The 20,215-nt window shown below is 35.7% G+C and carries 21 protein-coding genes; 20 read left to right on the top strand and 1 reads right to left on the bottom strand.

The window, feature by feature from the left end:
- The 11 genes from MWH25_RS06145 (at position 1) to MWH25_RS06095 (ending at position 9,499) form a co-directional block, all read left to right on the top strand.
- Positions 1-996 carry a KpsF/GutQ family sugar-phosphate isomerase gene (locus tag MWH25_RS06145; RefSeq protein ID WP_248626787.1) on the top strand — a complete coding sequence of 332 codons (996 nt, stop codon included), beginning with the start codon at positions 1-3 and terminating at the stop codon, positions 994-996.
- 136 nt (positions 997-1,132) lie between these two features.
- Positions 1,133-1,621: a KdsC family phosphatase gene (locus MWH25_RS06140; RefSeq protein WP_248626766.1), complete on the top strand. Its 489-nt coding sequence runs from the start codon at positions 1,133-1,135 to the stop codon at positions 1,619-1,621.
- Between the two features lie 169 nt (positions 1,622-1,790).
- On the top strand, positions 1,791-2,663 hold the full coding sequence (locus tag MWH25_RS06135) for a lysophospholipid acyltransferase family protein (RefSeq protein WP_248626765.1): 873 nt from the start codon (positions 1,791-1,793) through the stop codon (positions 2,661-2,663).
- Between the two features lie 327 nt (positions 2,664-2,990).
- Entirely contained in the window at positions 2,991-3,872 is an 882-nt protein-coding gene (locus MWH25_RS06130) for a lysophospholipid acyltransferase family protein (protein WP_248626764.1), read from the top strand.
- Positions 3,872-4,453, top strand: coding sequence for an LPS export ABC transporter periplasmic protein LptC (gene lptC, locus MWH25_RS06125; RefSeq protein WP_248626763.1), 582 nt, complete (start codon positions 3,872-3,874; stop codon positions 4,451-4,453). The genes MWH25_RS06130 and lptC overlap by 1 nt, the downstream gene beginning before the upstream one ends.
- Positions 4,446-5,078, top strand: a complete 633-nt coding sequence (locus tag MWH25_RS06120; protein WP_248626762.1) for an LptA/OstA family protein — start codon at positions 4,446-4,448, stop codon at positions 5,076-5,078. Before lptC ends, MWH25_RS06120 begins: the two co-directional genes overlap by 8 nt.
- Positions 5,078-5,794 (top strand): LPS export ABC transporter ATP-binding protein, encoded by a 717-nt coding sequence (lptB, locus tag MWH25_RS06115; RefSeq protein WP_248626761.1) that lies wholly within the window; start codon positions 5,078-5,080, stop codon positions 5,792-5,794. Before MWH25_RS06120 ends, lptB begins: the two co-directional genes overlap by 1 nt.
- Positions 5,795-5,806: 12 nt before the next feature.
- Complete coding sequence (locus tag MWH25_RS06110) at positions 5,807-6,901, top strand: LptF/LptG family permease (protein ID WP_248626760.1); 1,095 nt, start codon at positions 5,807-5,809, stop codon at positions 6,899-6,901.
- Between the two features lie 273 nt (positions 6,902-7,174).
- The gene (locus tag MWH25_RS06105) at positions 7,175-7,528 is read left to right on the top strand and encodes a four helix bundle protein (RefSeq protein WP_248626759.1); all 354 of its coding nucleotides are present in this window, start codon (positions 7,175-7,177) and stop codon (positions 7,526-7,528) included.
- A gap of 439 nt (positions 7,529-7,967) precedes the next feature.
- Entirely contained in the window at positions 7,968-9,110 is a 1,143-nt protein-coding gene (locus MWH25_RS06100; protein ID WP_248626758.1) for a DUF3084 domain-containing protein, read from the top strand.
- A gap of 5 nt (positions 9,111-9,115) precedes the next feature.
- The gene (locus tag MWH25_RS06095; protein WP_248626786.1) at positions 9,116-9,499 is read left to right on the top strand and encodes a pre-16S rRNA-processing nuclease YqgF; all 384 of its coding nucleotides are present in this window, start codon (positions 9,116-9,118) and stop codon (positions 9,497-9,499) included.
- Here the strand turns inward: MWH25_RS06095 and MWH25_RS06090 are convergent.
- Entirely contained in the window at positions 9,492-9,617 is a 126-nt protein-coding gene (locus MWH25_RS06090) for an aspartyl-phosphate phosphatase Spo0E family protein (protein WP_248626757.1), read from the bottom strand. The two genes, MWH25_RS06095 and MWH25_RS06090, sit on opposite strands and share 8 nt — an antisense overlap.
- A gap of 424 nt (positions 9,618-10,041) precedes the next feature.
- Here MWH25_RS06090 and MWH25_RS06085 point away from each other — a divergent pair, with 424 nt between their 5' ends.
- From MWH25_RS06085 to MWH25_RS06045, 9 genes are all read left to right on the top strand, one after another.
- The gene (locus MWH25_RS06085) at positions 10,042-10,506 is read left to right on the top strand and encodes a chemotaxis protein CheW (RefSeq protein ID WP_248626756.1); all 465 of its coding nucleotides are present in this window, start codon (positions 10,042-10,044) and stop codon (positions 10,504-10,506) included.
- Positions 10,507-11,186: 680 nt separating this feature from the next.
- A complete protein-coding gene (locus tag MWH25_RS06080) occupies positions 11,187-12,179 on the top strand; it encodes a porin (protein ID WP_248626755.1) in 993 nt (330 codons plus the stop codon).
- Between the two features lie 97 nt (positions 12,180-12,276).
- Complete coding sequence (locus tag MWH25_RS06075; protein ID WP_248626754.1) at positions 12,277-13,317, top strand: hypothetical protein; 1,041 nt, start codon at positions 12,277-12,279, stop codon at positions 13,315-13,317.
- A gap of 92 nt (positions 13,318-13,409) precedes the next feature.
- Positions 13,410-14,138 carry a hypothetical protein gene (locus tag MWH25_RS06070; RefSeq protein WP_248626753.1) on the top strand — a complete coding sequence of 243 codons (729 nt, stop codon included), beginning with the start codon at positions 13,410-13,412 and terminating at the stop codon, positions 14,136-14,138.
- A 208-nt stretch (positions 14,139-14,346) separates the two neighbouring features.
- Complete coding sequence (locus MWH25_RS06065; protein WP_248626752.1) at positions 14,347-15,159, top strand: hypothetical protein; 813 nt, start codon at positions 14,347-14,349, stop codon at positions 15,157-15,159.
- Positions 15,160-15,397: 238 nt separating this feature from the next.
- Complete coding sequence (locus MWH25_RS06060) at positions 15,398-16,126, top strand: hypothetical protein (protein ID WP_248626751.1); 729 nt, start codon at positions 15,398-15,400, stop codon at positions 16,124-16,126.
- 117 nt (positions 16,127-16,243) lie between these two features.
- Complete coding sequence (locus tag MWH25_RS06055; RefSeq protein ID WP_248626750.1) at positions 16,244-16,870, top strand: hypothetical protein; 627 nt, start codon at positions 16,244-16,246, stop codon at positions 16,868-16,870.
- Between the two features lie 1,041 nt (positions 16,871-17,911).
- Positions 17,912-19,588 carry an S-layer homology domain-containing protein gene (locus MWH25_RS06050; RefSeq protein ID WP_248626749.1) on the top strand — a complete coding sequence of 559 codons (1,677 nt, stop codon included), beginning with the start codon at positions 17,912-17,914 and terminating at the stop codon, positions 19,586-19,588.
- Between the two features lie 212 nt (positions 19,589-19,800).
- Positions 19,801-20,070 carry a hypothetical protein gene (locus MWH25_RS06045; RefSeq protein ID WP_248626748.1) on the top strand — a complete coding sequence of 90 codons (270 nt, stop codon included), beginning with the start codon at positions 19,801-19,803 and terminating at the stop codon, positions 20,068-20,070.
- The last annotated feature ends 145 nt before the right edge of the window (positions 20,071-20,215 follow it).

Below are 20,215 nucleotides of genomic sequence, written 5' to 3'. Positions count from 1 at the left end.
ATGATTCCTAACGAGTTAGCAGATTTAGAAGCAATTGAGATCAAACGTCAGGCACAGCAAGCATTAGAGATTGAAGCAGAGGCAATCAAAGAACTAAGCGATTCGATCAATGGAGATTTTGTTGAGGTTGTCAAGGTTATTTTGGCCTGTCAAGGTCGAGTAATTCTGACGGGAATGGGTAAGTCAGGCTTGATCGCTAAGAAGCTAGCAGCTACCTTGGCCAGCACAGGAACTCCTTCTTTCTTCCTTCATCCAGCCGAGGCAATTCATGGTGATTTGGGAATGGTTACTCGAGAAGATATCGTGATTACTCTCTCTAACAGTGGAGAGACAAAAGAGGTAATCAATATCTTACCTGTGATTAAACGGATTGGTGCTCAGATTATTGCTTTGACAGGAGGCTTGGATTCTACTCTAGCAGAGAATGCTGATTATGTCTTAGATACAAGTGTAGCAGAAGAGGCCTGTCCATTGAATTTGGCCCCTACTGCCAGTACTACGGCTACGTTGGCCCTAGGAGATGCACTAGCAGTTGCTTTATTACATGCGAGGGACTTTAAACCAGAAGATTTTGCGTTATACCATCCAGGAGGTAGCTTAGGTAAAAAATTATTATTGACAGTTGAGGATGTACTTAATGTTCGAGAAGAGAACCCAATAGTAGCTCAGGAGACTAGCTTAAAGCAGACATTGTTTACTATGACTTCTACTAGGATGGGAGCAGCTAATATTGTCGATCAAGAAGGCAAGTTAGTTGGAATTATTACCGATGGAGATATCAGACGTCAGTTAGAAAAATCTCCTGACTTATTAAAGTCTTCTGCCCAGGAGATTATGACTGCCAGTCCAACAGTGATTAGTGTTGATAAGTTGGCTGCAGAGGCATTGAAGATCATGCAAGAGCAAGAGATAAGTGACTTGCCGGTCGTCAATCAGCAAGGTGAGCCGTTAGGGCTGATCAATTTTCAGGACTTACTTAAAGCAGGAGTACTTTAAGGTCAGTGAATATTGAATACTTAATATTTAATAGTTAAAATCAAACCATGAATACCATAACTGCTTGTTACTTAATGATTTTTAACTATTCATTATTCAATATTAAATATTAAATAACTAACGGGGGTGATAAAAGATGAATAGTAATTTAAAGGAGAAAGTGGAACAGATTAAGGTTTTCATCACCGATGTTGATGGGGTCTTGACTGATGGGCGGATTATCTTAGGTAGTCAGGGCCAAGAGTTTAAATGCTTCCATGTCCATGATGGGCTGGGGATTAAGTTGGCCCAGGAAGCTGGAATTGAAGTTGCAATTATTACTGGTCGTAAGTCAGAAGCTGTTACCCGACGGGCTGCTGAGTTAGGATTAGAAGAGGTGCACCAAGGTGTTGGAGACAAATTAGAGGTGTTGGAGCAGTTATTAGAACGATATAATTTAACTAGAGAGCAAGTGGCTTATATCGGTGATGATCTAAATGATCTCGTAATTTTAAAAGAGGTTGGTTTGGCGATGACGGTGGCTAATGGAGTTGACGAGGTTAAGGAAGTAGCAGATTATGTGACAAGCAAAGCAGGTGGACAAGGAGCGGTTAGGGAAGCGATTGAAGTAATAGTTTACAGTTGACAAGTGTACAGTGTACAGTTAAAATTCAAAAGCTAAAAAACAAAGATAGCTGAAAAGCTCTATGACTACAGGTTTATGTGCTTTTTGATTTTAAGTATTTAATGTTCTTAACTGTCAACTGTAAACCGTAAACTGTACACTGATATTGAAGGTTTAGGAGGCAGAAAAGATGAAGGATAAACTACTTTACTTAATATTTATAGTTATAAAAAAAATTGCTAATTTATTACCTCCTAAAATATGTTATGATATCTTTAAGGGGTTAGGTTCGTTAGCTAATCATCTTGTTGGCAAGAAAAAAAAGAGGGCAGTCAATAATCTAACGAGAACTTTAGCAATCTCTGAAGAGCAAGCAGAAGAGGTAGCTAAAGGTGTCTTTCAAGATGCTGGTCTTAAGTTAAGTGAGATCTTAGGTTTGGAGGCTTGGCAGAGAGAAGACTTTAAAAAGAGAATTACTGTCGAAGGCTTTCATCATTTTGAAGAAGCTTATCAGCAAGAAGATGGAGTTATCTTATTTACAGGCCATTTAGGTAATTGGGAGATTTTAGGGATGTACTTTGCAGCCTTAGGTTATCCGCTCAATGCCTTGGCCAAAAATCAGAAAAATAATATCTTTAATCGAGAATTATTAAAGATCAGAACCAGTAGAGGGGCCAACGTCTTTGATATTGGCACCAAAGGTGTTGCTAGGGCCTATAAATCATTATTAAAAGGAGAGTTACTTTTGATCTTGGGTGATCAGGATGCACGGGAAACAGGAATCTTTGTTGATTTCTTTGGACAACCTGCATCGACACCTCAAGGGCCAGTCGTCCTGGCCAAGAAAGCAGGGAGTGCAATCTTACCTGTTTACTTAGTACGAGAAGGGTTAAATCAGTATCGTCTGATAATTGAAGAACCTATGTATGTCAGCCAAGAGGCAGATGAGCAGGAATTGAAGGAGAAATTACAACAATTGACCTCTTCATTGGAAGGGATGATTCGAGAGTATCCTAAGCAGTGGGGCTGGTTTTATAAAAGATGGCGAACTAAAAAGCATTGAATAATGAATATTGAATATTTAATAGTTAAAAGCATTGAATAATAAAAGCATTGAATAATAAAAGCATTGAATAATGAATACTGAATATTTAATAATTAAAAACCTTAAATAATTAAAAGCATTAAACAATTAAAAGAGCATTGAATAATGAATATTGAATATTTAATAATTAAAAAATCTCAAATAATTAGAAGCATTTGACATTAAATGAGTTATAATGTTTTTGGTTTTAATTATTCAATATTAGGTATTAAGTATTAAATGTATTTTAGACTATTCAATATTAAATATTAAGTATTAAATGTATTTTAGATAGGGGTGTATCTGGTGGGAGATTGGATCGGTTATTTAGCATTTAAATCATTTAAAAGAGTTGTTAACTTCTTACCTAAGCAAATTAGTTGTTGGGTGGCTAAATTACTCGGTAGCTTAGCTTTTCATCTGGCTAAAAGGCGTAGGGAGTTAGCAGTTAAGAATATCAAGTTGGCTTTTGATTGTTCTACAGAAGAAGCAAGGGAGTTGACTAAAGAGGTCTTTCAAGATTTAACCGTTAAATTTGTTGAGATTCTAGGTTTGGAAAAGTGGACTGAGATTGATTTTGAGCAAAAGATTGAGGTTGAAGGGATGGAATATCTCAAAGAAGCTTATCAACAGAAGCAAGGCGTTATCTTATTTACAGGTCATTTTGGCAACTGGGAACTATTAGGGAATTATTTGACTGTATTGGGGTATCCTATGAATGCGATTGCTCGAATGTATCAAAATTCTAAGATCAATCAAGAAATATTACAGATTAGAGAAGAACGCGGGGCCAACGTCTATGACAAGAAGGGTCGTGGGGTCAAAAAGGCTTTCCGTTCTTTATTAAAGAAGGAGTGTTTATTGATCTTAGGTGATCAGGATGCTCATAGCAAAGGAGAGTTTGTTGACTTCTTTGGTCGTTTGGCATCGACACCTAAAGGGCCAGTGGTGTTGGCCCAAAAGACTGGGTCTTTGATCTTACCAGTTTATTTGGTACGAGAAGATTTAAATCAGTATCGGCTGATGATTGAGCCACCACTACAGGTTGCTAAAGATGCAACTGCTAAGGAGCAACAGGATAAATTACAACAACTAACCTCTTCTTTAGAAGAAAAGGTTAGAGAATATCCCAAGCAGTGGTTATGGTTACACCGAAGATGGAAGACTAGGCCTGAGGAGGCTGATTAATGGATAAGAAAATAATTATACTGGTAGTAATTGTGGTAGCAGTTGGAGCAGCAGCCTTATTAATTGATAATTCAGCTGAAGAAGAGACCAGAATTACGCCAGAGCCTGCACGAGATGAAACAAGGGAAGAGAGAATGGCAGAAGTAGAGTTAGAGGATGCTGCTATTACTCTATATAGTGAGGATGAAACTACCAAATGGGAGTTAGGGGCCAAATCGATTCAACAATTTATGGAGCCAGAACAGGTTGTTTTAGACGAAGTTGAGGCTAAAATTTCCCAGGATGGAGTAGAACAGACCAGTTTGAAGGCAGCTAGAGCAGATCTTGATCCTAAGACAGGTCATCTCTCCTTGACTGGGCCAATTACAATTGAGAGTGAAGATAAGTTATTACAAGCTGATAGCTTAAATTGGAATCAGGTACGGAATGAATTGATTGGACAGGGCAATGTATTACTTAAGCAATCAGGGATGGAGATTACAGGAGAGCAGTTTGTCAGTCAGATAGATCTGAGAAGATTAAGGCTCAGTGGTCAAGTAGAGGCAATTACTCAAGGTAAAGTAGGTGAGATAAATGAATAAATATTTAACTGGAATAATCATTACAGTTGTCCTTTGTTTAATGGTTACAGCAGTAATAGCAGGAGAACAGACAGAGATTGAACTAAGAGCAGATGAATTAATCATTGATGATTTGGAAGGAGAAGTAATTGCTACAGGTAATGTTAGCTTTAGAGAGGGAGAGCTTAGCTTAACGACACAGAAGTTAACAGCTAATCAAGATTTAGAACAGATAGAGGCTGCAGGAGAGGTAGTCTTTAAGCAGCAACAACAGCGGATGAGCGGCGATTATTTAATCTATAATAATCAATCACAACAAGGAAGATTAGAAGGAGATCCTAGAGTTGAAGCAGATGGTCTGTTGATTACAGCAGAGCAGTTTGAGTTTGATCTAGCTGCTGAGCAATTTACAGCTACCGGTCAGGTCTATCTTGAGGATCAAGAGGAAGACTTTGTGGCTTATGCAGAGCGGCTCGAATTTTATCAACAGCGTGAGCAGGTTATTTTGAGTGGTAATGTTAAGGCTGAGCGGGGCGAGCAGAAGATGGATGCCCAAGAGATTGTATTCGATTTGGCAACTAGAAAGATGGAGGCTAAAGGAGAGACGAGATTGATCCTTCCTGGTAGGCAGCGAGGTGATAATTAATGCCGATTAGAGCAGTTGATCTGGTCAAGACTTATGATGGTAAGGATGTTGTTGATGGCGTCAATTTCAAAGTTAATCAAGGTGAGATTGTAGGAATCTTAGGGCCAAATGGAGCAGGAAAGACGACTACCTTCTATATGGTAGTCGGATTGGTCAGCCCTAATGCTGGTAGGATTGAGCTGAATGGTAATGATATTACCAAATTACCGATGCATCAGCGGGCTAGAAAGGGAATTGGTTACTTGGCCCAGGAGGCTTCTATCTTCAGAAAGTTGACCGTTGAAGAGAATATCATGGCTATTTTGGAGATGATCGATCGGCCAGAGGATGATCAAGAGATTATGGAGCAGTTATTGGCTGAGTTTGATATTGAGTATGTCAGAGATCAAAAAGGTTATATGCTGTCAGGAGGAGAACGGCGTCGGGTCGAGATAGCCCGTTCTTTGGCTACAGATCCTGATTATATTCTATTGGATGAACCTTTTGCGGGGGTTGATCCGATTGCTGTGAATGATATCCAAGATATTGTTTCCCACTTAAAAGAGCGGGGCTTAGGTGTTCTGATTACAGATCATAGTGTACGAGAGACTTTGGCTATTACAGATCGGGCTTATATTATGCACCAAGGTGAGATACTATTATCAGGTACTTCTGACGAAATAGCTAATAGTGAAATAGCTAAGAAATTTTATTTAGGAGAGAAATTTAAAATGTGAGGTGCGCACTAGATGAAGATTATTTATCGCTATATATTGAGCGAATTGATCCAACCTTTTCTCTTTGGTGTATTTGCTTTTACTAGTATCTTTATCGGTTCAGATGTCTTGAGAAGATTGGCAGGATTGATGATGGATTATGGTGCTTCTTTGTGGACTGTAATCCAATTGTTCTTTTTAAGTCTGCCCCAAATTATTATCTTTACCTTCCCAATGTCGATGTTATTGGCTACCTTATTGGCTTTTGGTCGTTTATCTGGCGATAGTGAGATTACGGCTTTAAGAGCAGGTGGGATCAGCTTTACTAAATTAATCATTCCTGTCTTAATTGTAGCATTTCTAATCAGTGGTCTGACTGTCTTGTTAAGTGATACTCTAGTACCGCTCAGTATTCAGGTTTATGAAGACTTGGTCTGGGAGATCAGGCGGGGAGAACAAAGACCCACGACCCAAGAGAATCTACGGATAGCACCGGTTGATTCTAGTACTGGGAGGCTCGATTTTGTCTTAGTAGCCGATAAGTTTGATGGAGCGACTCAGACTTTAGAAGGGGTCAGTTGGCAGGACTTTGAGGATGGAGAGCTGGTAACGGTTATTCAGGCTAAGGAGGCTGTCTGGCTAGAGGAGCAATGGCAGTTTATTGATGGTAAGATCTATAGGATTGAGGATGATGGTCGGGTTCCTCAGACCGAATTTGAGCAGTTGAATATGAAAGATCAGATAACTAGAGATCCAGGGGATGTCTCACGAAGCGGTACTGATCCTGATGAGATGACGTTGGCTGAACTGCGGAAGCATATTGGTTTAATGGAGGAAGAAGGACGGGATGTCAGTGAATTATTGATTACTTATCATCAACGTTATGCAGTTCCTTTTGCTTCCTTTATCTTTGCGATTGTAGGGGCACCATTAGGATTAAAGCCTAATCGCTCTGGCTCGTCAATCGGACTGGGTTTGAGTATTATTGTCGTCTTTGTTTATTATGTCTTGATGACGGTTGGTTCGGCTTTAGGACAAGCAGGCACGGTTGCTCCCTGGTTAGGAGCTTGGCTGCAGAATATTGTCTTCGCTGCGGTTGGGATTTGGCTTTTAGCTAAGAAACATTGAATAACAAAAGCATTGAATACTGAATAATTAAAAAGCATTGAATACTGAATATTGAATATTGAATAATTAAAAAGCATTGAATAGCAAAAGCATTGAATAGCAAAAGCATTGAATACTGAATATTGAATATTGAATAATACTAAACAGTAAATCATTGAATAATAAAAAACATTGAGTAATTAAAGAGCATTAAGCAATTAGTTCATGATGTATGAAAGTTCAATTAATGGGGATAAATAGTAAAAAAGGCTATTTATCGGAGGTTGATTAGAAATGCAGAAAAAGAATATTATTTATGATAAGTTTTTTCAGTTTTCTATTGAAGTTGTTAAATTATATAAGTATTTAACTAATACTCAGAAAGAGTATGTAATTTCTAAGCAGTTATTGCGTTCTGGAACAAGTATTGCTGCAAATATAAAGGAGAGTGTCTACGGACAGAGTAGGAAAGATTTCGTTTCTAAACTTTCTATTGCTTTAAAAGAGGCATCAGAAACTGAGTATTGGTTAGAGTTATTGCTTGCTACTGACTATTTGAAGAAGAAAACAGGAAGAGAGCTAATGTCTGACTTATTAGAGATAGTAAAAATGCTAACTGCTAGTTTAAATACAGCAAAAAAACAATGAACAATTAAAAGCATTGAATACTGAATACTGAATATTGAATATTGAATAATTAAAAAGCATTAAACAATAAAGAGCATTGAATAAACAAAACATTGAATAATTAAAGCTCAAAAGATTATTGAGTAATGAAAAATAAGATTAATGAATGTTATAAGTAATTAGTTGATTACTGTTATTGTTGAATTGAGCTGGTTATTAAGTATTAAATGAAGTTTTGGGTGTTTTGGTTTCAATTATTCAATATTAGGTATTAAATATTAAATGTGTTTTTTAAACTATTCAATATTAAGTATTAAATATTAAATGAAGTTTTAGGTGTTTTTTGGTTTAAACTATTAACTATTAAATATTAAATATTAAATGAAGTTTTAGGTGTTTTTTTGGTTTAAACTATTAAATATTAAGTATTAAATATTAAATGAAGTTAAGGGGGGCCAATATGTATGGAATCAGATTAGTGATAGTCTTAGTAATCATGGGTGGAGCGATAGCTTATATTGGCGATAAGATTGGGATGAAGGTTGGTAAGAAGCGATTATCCCTTTTGGGTTTAAGACCTAAGTATACGTCAATTATTATTACGATTCTGACTGGGGTACTGATTACAGTCAGTTCTTTACTCCTACTATTGGTTGCCTCAGAAAATGTACGGTTGGCTTTATTCGATATGCAGCAGTTGGTGGAGCGGATCGATTTACTCGATCACCAAGTTGCTACTAAGGATGATCAGTTAGACAAGTTGCAAGCTGAAATTGGGGTTAAGATCGATAATTTATTAACCTTAGAAGATGATAAAGCACTCTTAGAGGATGATAAGTTAGAGTTAGAAGAGCAATTGAGTTCGACTAAAGAGGAGTACCGCCAGGTTAGAGCAAGTAAGGGAGAGCTAGAGACTAAAGTTGATCAGCTTGCTGTCCAACGAGAGGATCTGACCCAGCAGGTCGATAATTTGGCCCATAATCTGAGCCTCTTTGGCAGGAAATATCTCCAATCTTTGACAGGGGATATTGCTTACCAGAAGGGTGAGGTGCTCTTGGATGGTTCACTACAGGTTGATCGAGAGCAGGCAGAGATTGAAGAAGACTTAATTACAATCCTTGAAACTGCTAAAGACTCAGTGGAAGAAGCTAACTTACAGGAGGTTAAATATAAGCAGCAGGACTTTGAAGAGGTAGTTGAGTTATTGACTGAGCGAGAAGGTAAGAGTCTTATTCGGTTAGTAGCAGCTCAGAATACCTTTAAAGATGAAGATTTATTGCTTGAGTTTGAGTTATATCAGGATTATCAGGTCTATGATGCCGAGCAGCTCATCTTTGACTATCAGTTGGCCCGGGTTGATGATTTGGCTGATTTAGAAGCAGAGTTGAATCAATTCTTATTGGAGCTAAATCAAAAAGTCGTTCGTGATGGGGTCTTACCTGATGATCGAGGAGAGGTTGGAAGCCTCAGCTTAATTCATCTCTATCCAGTTTTAGAGGAATTATTGACAGAAGATGTACAAAGAATCAAGTTGGTTGCTGTTGAAGATATTTGGCGTAGTGATCAATTGGTCGATAATATAGAGTTAAGAGTTGAAAGGTGATCAAGATGATAATAGCTATTGATCCAGGTCGTGACAAATGTGGGATTGCCGTTGTTGATTCGGATTTGACAGTTGAATATCAAAATGTAATCTCTACAGCAGATATTGGTCAGAAGATTAGGAAGTTAATAGATGATTATCAAATTGAGCAGCTTGTTTTAGGAAATGGAACAGCAAGCGAGGTAATTCAAAAAAAGATTGATGGACTAATTGAGTATAATTTAGTTGATGAGACAAACTCCACTTTAGAAGCACGTGATTTATATTGGGCTAAGAATCCCCCATCAGGTTGGAGAAGATTCCTTCCCCTCTCTTTACAGACTCCTCCTGAGCCGGTAGATGGTTATGTGGGGGTTATTTTGGCTACTAGATACTTCAATGCTAATTAATTTTTTCTTTCATATATTTTAAGATTAACTTGTCCAACTTTTGGCTCAATTTAATTCTTTCTTGTTTAGATGATACTTCTATTAACTCTTGCCTCAATTTTTCAATTTTTTTCTTCATAAGTTACCCCTCCTATACTTTACCTACACAATACTAACCCCATCAATATTTGCAAAGCATCCTACGAATAAGTTTTTTGTCTTCTAATATTTTCTTTTTGCTGAGAATGGTCTTACCAATATCATTAATATTATAACATAAAATACTATTTTTGCAAAAAAACATGTCGGTACGTTTGAGAAAAAAGAATAAGTTAATTGATAACATAAGTTGTCCTAACTGGTTGATTATGTTATAATTAGTAAAGAGCAATGAATAATGAATACTTAAAGAGCATTGAATAATGAATATTGAATATTTAATAATTAAAAAGTATTAAATATCAAATGAATTTTAGGTGTTTTGGGTTTTAATTATTCAATATTAAGTATTAAATATTAAGTATTAAATATTAAATGTTTTTATAAGTTTGGGGGTTGATTTGATGGCTGTTACAAGACAGATGATTATCTTTGAGTTGAATCAAGAGGAGTTTGGGATAGATATCAATAATGTCAAGGAGATTATCCGGCCGGAAGAGATTAGATCGGTACCGCAGAGTTCAGAATTTATTGCAGGAATTATTGATCTGCGAGGAGAGATTATAACTGTAGTCGATTTACGGAAGAAGTTTGGTTTACAAGCTGAAGTTGATTCTGATACGAGGATTATAGTAGCAGAGTTGGCTAGAACCAAAATAGGATTTATTGTTGATACTGCTTCGGAAGTCTTACGGGTTGAAGGGGATGAGATTGCTCCTCCTCCCAGAGAGATTGAAGGGATGAAGGCTAATTTATTGCAAGGTGTTGTTAAACGGGACGAGCGTTTGATTATCTTATTAGATTTTGCAGGTTTGTTGAGTCAAGAGGAAGTAGAGGAGATTCAGCAGGTGGGAGCAAGTGAGAAATAAATGTACATTGTAAATTGAAGTTAAGCTATATTACAATATAGCTTCACAATTGACAATTGACGGAATGTACAATTTACAATTAAAGATCAAGTTCTTAAAAGCTTAAGTTTTCTGAAAAACCTTGTGATAATAAGCTTTGATTGATTTTGGTTATAAGATTTAAAGGTTTTCCTTCGGGTTCTTTGAACCCTTCGTGATGAAAAAATCCGCTCTTAGATTTTTTCTATCCATTGTCAATTGTCAATTTTCTACATTGTAAATTGAAGTTAAGCTATATATCAATAAAATATAGAATTTTTATCATTAAGATGAATATTACATACAAATTAATGTTATTTTTCGCAGCATTGAAAAAAAAATAGTGTATGACCACTGAATATAGTGGATAAAGTTGGTCATAGTGTGTTGTAATTATTGTTAATCAACTTAAATTTATTATACTGTATAATAAATATGTTAATTAAGATTTCATTTAGATCTTTTCAAAAAAATTTCATAATTAAGCAGGAAAATGTTGATCTGTATAGAAGTTAGTTATTGTAGTTGAGAGATATTTAACAAAGCGGTGGAAAGGAGGTGAAACCCCGTAAACCGGTAAGCTTAATATATAGGCTTATTCAGTTTAATTTTATAAAAATTAAATACAATTTTAGAAGCTAAAATTGTTAAGGGGGATTATAATGAAAAAGATTTCAATTGTGTTAGCGTTAGCTTTAGTACTAGCTATGGCTGTACCAGCTATGGCAGTAGACATTGCAGGTGAAGTAGAATTTGAAAGAGCGTATGTTGATGAAGATGATAGTTATACAGTAAATAGTATTGATATTGACTTAGATTTCACAGCTAATCCAGCTGCGAATGTAGAGACTTTTGTAGGAGTAGAGCTAGAAGATATAGTTGATGGTAATATTGATTCAAATAATGTAGAAGTTGATGAAGCTTGGATCAATGTTGATCTATTAGAACTACCAGGGGCTTCTCTAAAGGCTGGTAGATTTGGAGTGGCTACACCACAAGATTTATTATATGATCTAAACTTAGATGGAGCAGAATTATCTTATGCTGTAGATAATATTGCTGTATCTTTTGCTAGTGATTTAGACAATGACGATTCAATTAAGTTTATTGAAGCTAGTATGAGTGATCTTGTATTTGGAGAGGTTACTTCTGTAGCTACTTTAAATATTGCAGATTATGGTATTGATGATGAAGATACTGCATTCAGTATTGCACTAGACAATAGCCATGAGATGGCTGACTTCTATGTTGTATTTGCTGATGATCAAGAAAGTGCTTTCCAATTAGGAGCAGAGACTGATGTGTTGGCTCCAGGTTTGACTGTTGGATTTGACTATGGTCAAATGGATGAAGATTATCTAGGTGAAGCTGACTTCTTTGATGATTTCACTGATTTTGCTGATGAGATCGGGTATATCTATGACGATATTCAAACTATCGTATTTGGTGCTGAATATGATGTAAATGATGTATTATCTACTAGCTTCGAATATGCTATGCATGAAGATGATGCTGATGCTGAATTAGATGTTTTAACTTTAGGTGCTGAGTATGACCTAGCTGAAAATACTGTATTAGAGTTTGAATTTGAAAATTATGATGCTGGTGACGAGGATGTAGATGTTATTACTACAACTCTAACAACTAACTTCTAATCAGAACATAATTAGAAACTAAAACCTCCAGGGCCAACGGCTCTGGAGGTTTTTCTGTTATTTTTAAATTTAGATGAAATTTCTAGGAGGCTGAATGATGAACAAGAGAGTTATTATAGTAAGTTTATTATTGCTTTTGTTAATCCAAGGAGTAGCTCAAGCAACAACGACTCGAATGAGGGTGCTAGGAGGGAATGGATTAGATGGAATTGTAGCTGATGAAGCAACTGATATTCAATTAAATCCGGCACAGTTATATCTGATAGAGGAGGATAAATTATTTTTAGATTCTGATATTTTCTTAGTTTCCCGCTCTGATTGGTCTAGAAAAATAACATCAATTTCACCAACTGCTGTCTATCAACTAAATCAGGAAAATGTGATGGGAATAGATTTGGGCTGGGAACGTAATTCCTTTACTGAGGATGATGAAAAAACTAGAGATAATCTAATGACAGCCCAAGTGGCAAATGCAATGAAGGTTAATGAAGCCTTAATTGCTGGGGGAAGGGTTGGAGTTCAAAGATATTCTAATTTATATGAAACTGAAGATTTAGAAACAGACTATAGTGATAGAGAATTTGTTCTAGCAGGAGGGTTTATTTATCAGTTAGATCAAGAAGTTACTATTGATGGTAGCTTAGGTTGGAATACTTATGGTGCTGTCAATTCCGATCACAATAAAGTGAACTTATTCCTAAGGAGAGTTCAAAAGCAGGGTCAAGATCAAAGTTTAGTAGGGTTAATGGACTTTAATTTTGATGATGGAGCTAGTAGAAAAAGAATTGCTGTCGGTCAAAATACGATGTATGAAGATATCTTTCTAGCCTATAGTGCAGAATGGCTAAATCAAGGTGATGAAACTACTATCGGCTTACACTGGGGTGCAGAAAAAGAAGTGAATGAGAGATTTACAGTCAGAGCAGGGAATTATGGGAGTTATGTTATTTTTGAAAGAGATAATAATAAGAATAATTTTTCTGTCCCTAGAATTAATGGGATCAATCTAGGAGTAGAATATCAGTATGATGATCTAACAACGATTGATCTTGCTTACTTACCAAATGCTACTTTAGGTTTTGGGGATAATTCAACAAAAGAGTTAGATTTAGAAGTTTCAATTACGAGAAAGTTTTAAATTGACCTTCAATTAAAAGGAATTTATTACCTTGGTGGAGAATGGTCAAGACATGAGACAATAAAGTATTTAAATAGATCAGGGGGCTGATTATGAAAGAAAATACCTTTTTCGTAGTATTCTTAATTATTGTATTGTTCTCTTTGCCAGGGGAAGCAGCAGAAAATAGATTTCGTTTTGGTGTTGAATATGCTAGTCTGAATGATGAGATACTGCGTAGCCAAGGAAGCAATCAAGCTAGTTGGCTTGCTGGCGAGAAGGAGTTAGGAGCAATTCGTTTCCTAGCAGAAACAAGACTGGGCAGTTATTATCTTGAAGGTAAGGGGATAGTAGGCGGTTACGATCAATCCCAAGAGACTGGTGATCATGATTACTTAGCAGTTGGTGCGGAGATATATCGTCCTTTTAGCCTCGGTAGAATGGATTTAGCACTAGGAGTTGGTCTTGATTATAGGGAACGATATAGACAGGAGACTATAACTAATGATCTTGCCCAATTAACAGCTATCAGTCTACCACTGAGTCTCAAAGCTGCCTTAGATTTATCTCAACAACTTGAAGTGAGTTTGAGACTTTCGTATGCACCTATCGGTCAGTACCAACTAGAATATACAGATTTTTCGGAAGATAAGTATGAAGGAAACTTAATTGATGTCGGAATTGATCTGGGTTTGCAGTATCAACTGCGAGAGTGGCTTGGAGTCAAAGCCAGTTGTTTGATTAAGAATGGACTTTACTTTACAGAGGATAATGGAGAAAGGAACAGAGAGTTTGTAACTGTTGTAGATGGGTTTTCAGTAGGAGCGGAGGTTGGCTTTTGATAGGGTAAACCTTTCTGTTTGCCTGATTAGAAGAGCTAAGTTGAAGAAAAGTATTAGAACAGAACTTGATTTAAAAAAATTGAAGGAAAATAGTGGATTATTATCTAATGATTTAAAGTAGAGATTGTTGAATAATTAGGCTAATAAAAAAGAATTATCCAACAGTCTAAGATAGTAAAAATTCAAATTAATTTAGGAAGGTGAAAAAATGACTAGGAAGATTTTGATTTTAACTTTGGTTTTGTTGTTGGTTTTTAGTATGGGAGTAATGGCTGATGAGAAAGAAAATGTAGAGGTAGAAGAAGATGTGGAGATAGAAGAAGAGATAGTAGAAAATAATAATGAAGGACTGAAAGAAAATAGTCAAGCTATAGAAGATAATCAGTTAAATAGAACTGTGGAAGGGAGTATTTTAGATAGTAATATTGAGGTTTATGCTGGATTGAACTACAATACATATTCTGATTTAAAGGTAGTTAATTATAGTTATGATGTCCCAGATGGTGATACTGATGATGAGAATCAATTAAATGGATATGATAAAGGTTATATCGAAAAGAAGACCTCTGGTTTTGGAATCTATGGTGGTTTTAGATATTGGGTTAATGAAAGAGTAGGAATTGGTACTGAAGTAGAACATATGAGTGCAACTTGGGATTTATTCCAACAAAAACATGTTAAGATTGATACGACAGGTTTTTTAGGTGTTTTAAGTTATAGAGTAGCTGATGATTTAATGGCCAATTTTGCTGGAGGGGGTTATAAGATAGATGCAGAGTTTCCTAAATTTAATGCTTTTGGCGAAAAATTAGCTTATGGTCTTAAAGCTAGTTTAGAAGGTGGGATACCAGTTTATGATGATTTAAATATAACTGGTAGAGTGGGCTATAGATTTTTATTAAATCCAGAGGTAGATGATTTTGAATATGGTAGAAAGTCTTTTGAAGAAGCTGAGCCTTATAAAATTGAAACTGATTTTAGTGGTTTTGAGTTTGCTTTAGCTGCAAATCTTTCATTTTAATAAATGAATACTTAATATTGAATACTTAATATTGAATAGTAAATAATTAGAGATTAAAGTCTCCAGGGCCAACGCTCTGGGGGTTTTTTACGTTTATGAGCTGTGAGCTATGAGTCGTGAGCTGTGAGCAAGAACTAAGAGTAGAAATCTGTCTAGCATTAAAAGGAATTTATTATCTTGGTAGAGAATAGTCAAAATATGAGATAATAAAGTATTTAAATAGATCAGGGGGCTGCTTATGAAGAAAAATACCTTTTTCTTAGTATTCCTAATTATTGTATTATTTTCTTTACCAACAGAAGCAGCAGAAGATAGATTCAGCTTTGGTGTTGAATATGCTAGTCTGAATGATGAGATACTGCGTAGCCAAGGAAGCAATCAAGCTAGTTGGCTTGCTGGCGAGAAGGAGTTAGGAGCAATTCGCTTCCTAGCAGAAACAAGACTGGGCAGTTATTATCTTGAAGGTAAGGGGATAGTAGGCGGTTACGATCAATCCCAAGAGACTGGTGATCATGATTACTTAGCAGTTGGTGCGGAGATATATCGTCCTTTTAGCCTCGGTAGAATGGATTTAGCACTAGGAGTTGGTCTTGATTATAGGGAACGATATAGACAGGAGACTATAACTAATGCTCTTGCAGAATTAACAGCTATCAGTCTACCACTGAGTCTCAAAGCTGCCTTAGATTTATCTCAACAGCTTGAAGTGAGTTTGAGACTTTCGCATGCACCTATCGGTCAGTACCAACTAGAATATACAGATTTTTCGGAAGATAAGTACGAAGGAAACTTAATTGACGTCGGAATTGATTTGGGTTTGCAGTATCAACTGCGAGAGCGGCTTGGAGTCAAGGTCAGTTATTTGATTAAGAATGGACTTTACTTTACAGAGGATAGTGGGGCAAGGAACAGAGAGTTTGTAACTGTTGTAGATGGGTTTTCAGTAGGAGCGGAGGTTATTTTTTAGTAATCTAGTAAAATTTAGTAACGAATTGTTGAAAATTAGTTAAATAAGAAGTAATTATTAGTTTTATATATAAATTTATACAATGAAAGCAAAAATATAAAAGGAGTGGTTCTAATTATGTTCAGGAAGAAAAAGAGTATTATATTTTTTAGCTTGATATTGTCTTCATTATTATTATTAACAGGTTGTTTCAGTAGTGATAGTAGTGATAGTGATTCAAGTGTAGTATGGGAGGAATATGCAAATTCTGAAAATGGATATGGAATTAAATATCCTGCTGAATGGAAAGAATATGATCTAGCTTTAGGAGATACTTTTCAAGGTTCTGATGGCATGCGTAGTCTTGGAGTTGATGTTTTATTTTCACCAGTAGATTTTGAGGATACAGATTATTTATTTTATGCACAAGTTATAGAGAATAAAGAGGGAATAGATTTCGATGATCAAGATCAGTTAGAAAAAATTAGAGAAGATTTTTTAGAGGCGCTAAGTGGGCTTACTGAAGATTTAGATGTTAATGATGAAGGTGTAAAGGAAATAGGCGGGAAAGATGGTTATATTTTTGACTTATCATTAACAATATTAGGGGAAGATGATACTATGGAAGATGGGAATATAAAAATGGCTATTACTGCAAAAAATAATTTAGTATTTAATTTGTTATTTATGTCAGTTGAAGATGAATATAGTTCAAATATAGGAATAGTCGATGAGATGATAGATTCATTTGAGTTTTCAAATTAATAGTAACAGGAGCTACTGGTCATTATAATTGGCTAGTAGCTCTTTTTATAATTATGGTTAAGCAAGAATTATTTACTTAAAGGGGATAAAGCATTGAATATTTAATACTGAACAGTGAAAAACAATTGATAGTTGATAATCGATAATTGATAGTTAAGAGCAATTTACAATTGAAGAGCAAAAAATAAAATCAGTGATTAACCTAGAAGCAATAGCACAAGAAAAATTACTAATATCTACTAAAAGGATTTTAGAAGGAAGCGTCAAATTAATAAATAGAGCACTCGTAAAAGTTCGAAAATAAAGATTAGGGATTGGTCTTTCTAGTCACTAATCACAAATCACTAGTTACCAATAACTACTAACAGGATTTTGGCAGGATGCGTTTAATACTTATAATAGAGCGTAAGAAAATTGAGTTTGAGTTCAAGTCTGAGTTTGAGCCTTTAAAAATTCGAAGACAGTCTTGAGCTTGAACTAAGACAAGAGCAGACTACATATTTTTTTACCTGCAATGTCGAATTTTGTCGAAAAACAGTGAAATGAACAGAGTTCATTTCAGGCTAAGTTTAAGTATAAGTCTGAGTAAGATCTAAACCTTTATCGTTTTGATGGTTGACTTAACCTCAACCTTAGCCTCAAACTTAAATTAGTTAATTACTGAAATTAATATAAATTGTAGCTTTTCGTGATTGGTAATTAGTCCCAAGAGTTCTTTAAACTCTTCGTGATAGAAAAAACATAATAGGTTTTTTCTAGTCACTAATCACTAGTCACCAGTCACTAATGTAGTGTTCAAGTATCTTGATCCCAGCTTTGACCCTGGTCGTGAAAGGAGGTGCCCCCCAGAGACCGTGAAGCAGGATTGACAGATACTTAGAACAGGTATTTTAGCTGGACAAGGCATGATTACAAGGAGTAGGAAAGATTGAGGAAACAAGGCAACTCAAACTGGAAGCTCCTCTAGATTATGTACGTTATAGCTAGAATACCTAGATAAATCAAATCAATTAAACTTAAAAATCTAGGGGGAACTAAGAAATGAAAAAGACAATAACAGCATTATTGACATTAGCAATGCTAGTAACATTGACTGTACCAGCACTTGCTAATCCGTTCGCAGACGTAGAAGGACATCACTGGGCATATGACGCATTGACTCAAGTAGCAGAAGCAGGAATTCTTGAAGGATATGAAGATGGAACTTATCGAGGTGAAGAAGAATTAACTCGCTACCAAGTTGCAGTTTTAACAGCTAGAATGTTAGATGAAGTTGAAGCTAACAACAATGAGTTAGAAGCAGAAGTTGTAGAGGCAATCAATCAACTGGCTGCTGAGTTTGATCAAGAGTTAGCTGCAATTGATAGCCGATTGGCTGATGTAGAAGTTGTAACTATCTCTGGTGAGACTGGAGTGGAGTATGAAAGAGTAAAGGTCAATGGAGATGCAGTTGAGAATCCATTTGACGATGAAGATGATTGGGATGAAATCGATCCTGAAGATTTCTTTAGACAATATGCTGACTTTAATGTAAATGTTGATAAAGATGATGTAACTGCAGATTTTGACTTAACTGTAAATGGAAATTACTTTGGTCAAGATACTGATACTTTTGAATTAGACACTATCTCTGGTCAAATTACTACTGAAGACTTTGTAGCGACTATTGGAGAAGAGCAAGATTTAGACTGGAAGGATTATCTGTATGCAGAAGAGGATAATATTGATGGTGTTATCTTCAAGTCAAATAATTCTACTATTGCAGTAGGACAAGATGAAGATGAGAGAAATATTGCTCTAAGACAAGATAACTTATTTGAGTTACCATTGAATGTATTTGCAGGTATTGAGGATAATGATGAAAGAACTACAGTTGCAGGGTTAGATACTGCATTTAATTTAGTAGGTGTTGACTTTACTGGTGAGCTTGCTACTAATGATTCTAAATTAGATAGCAAATTAGTTAGAGTAGGTGCTGAACAAGATCTAGGAATGTTCAGAGTTGAAGGTAACTACAAGTATACTGATGGTTTTGAAGCAATTCAAGCTGATGAGGACTTTGAAGCAGATGAAAAAGGGTATGACATTGGATTATTTACTGACTTAGATAAGATTGAGTTAGGAGCTAGATATGAAGATTATGATGTAGAAGGTCAAGACACGATCTTAATGGCAGAGGTTATTGAAGAGAATCCATATACTCTATATGGTGTAGATGTCTTCGGTAACTATGAGTATGGACTTGATTCTGAAGATGAAGTAAGATATGTTGAAGCTAACAAAGACTTAAATGACATCTCTGTAGTGGCATTCTACGACTTCGACAATACTGAAGATGTAGCTGATAAGGTGATGAGTGTAGCTTATGCACCAGAGTTCAAATTCTCTGGCGTTAACTTTGCACCACATGCTAGTGTAGCTGCGATCTATGATATCGATAATGACCAGCACTTAAATACAGAAGCTGGTGTAGATGCAACTTATGAAGCAAATGATAGAGTAACTTTAACGGGAAGTTATGCTTGGGCTGACAAAGAAGCTCGAGTTGAAGATGGTTTAGCAGGTGAGAAGGTAACTTCTCAATTAGGAGTAGATTATAGAGTAAGTGATGATGCTACTGCATCAATCAATTATGAAACTATAGACTTCACAGGTGCTGAAGATGTTGATAGCTTTGACGCACAAAGCATTACGGGTGGAGTAAGCGTTAACTTTTAATTGAAACTTGATAGCTAGATTAAAGTCCTTGGATTCTTTCCAAGGGCTTTTTTTTATAAAGCAGTGAACATTGAATATTGAATATTGAATATTGAATAGATAAAGAGCAAAAAATAATGTCAATGAAAATTATAAAAGTAAATTGATTTTTATGATTTTAACTGTACATTGTCAACTGTCAATTGTAAACTGTATTTAGGAGGTCGATGAGATTGAAGAAGATAACGATAGCTTGTTTAGTAGTAATGTTCTTAATGATACAGATGCCAACAGCATTAGCAGCGACTAGAGGATTAGAAGTACCTGAAGCAGATTTGTTCAAATTGGCGGGCCAACAGAAATTCGAGACTTTGACTGAGATGATGGAACAGTTGGTCTATCTTAATCTGACAGAAGAAATTGAAGAAGAAGAGGAAGTTAAGATAATTGAGTTCGGTTATATTGAAGATGATCAGCTCAAGATCTATTATCAATTGAATTAATGTTTGATTTAAAGCATTGTTAACCTTTTGGTTGGCAGTGCTTTTTTACAATTATGTGTAACTTTTGATTAGAACCATGAGGGAGATTTCTCGTTCTGAAAGATTTTTTCTGAGCTTCTAAGATTCGTCTGCGAATAAATAAGAG

Origin of the sequence: Natroniella acetigena, from assembly GCF_023227745.1 — a bacterium.
GTDB lineage: Bacteria > Bacillota > Halanaerobiia > Halobacteroidales > Halobacteroidaceae > Natroniella > Natroniella acetigena.
The sequence above is the reverse complement of the archived record's forward strand: the minus strand, read 5'-3'. Positions and strand labels throughout refer to the sequence as shown.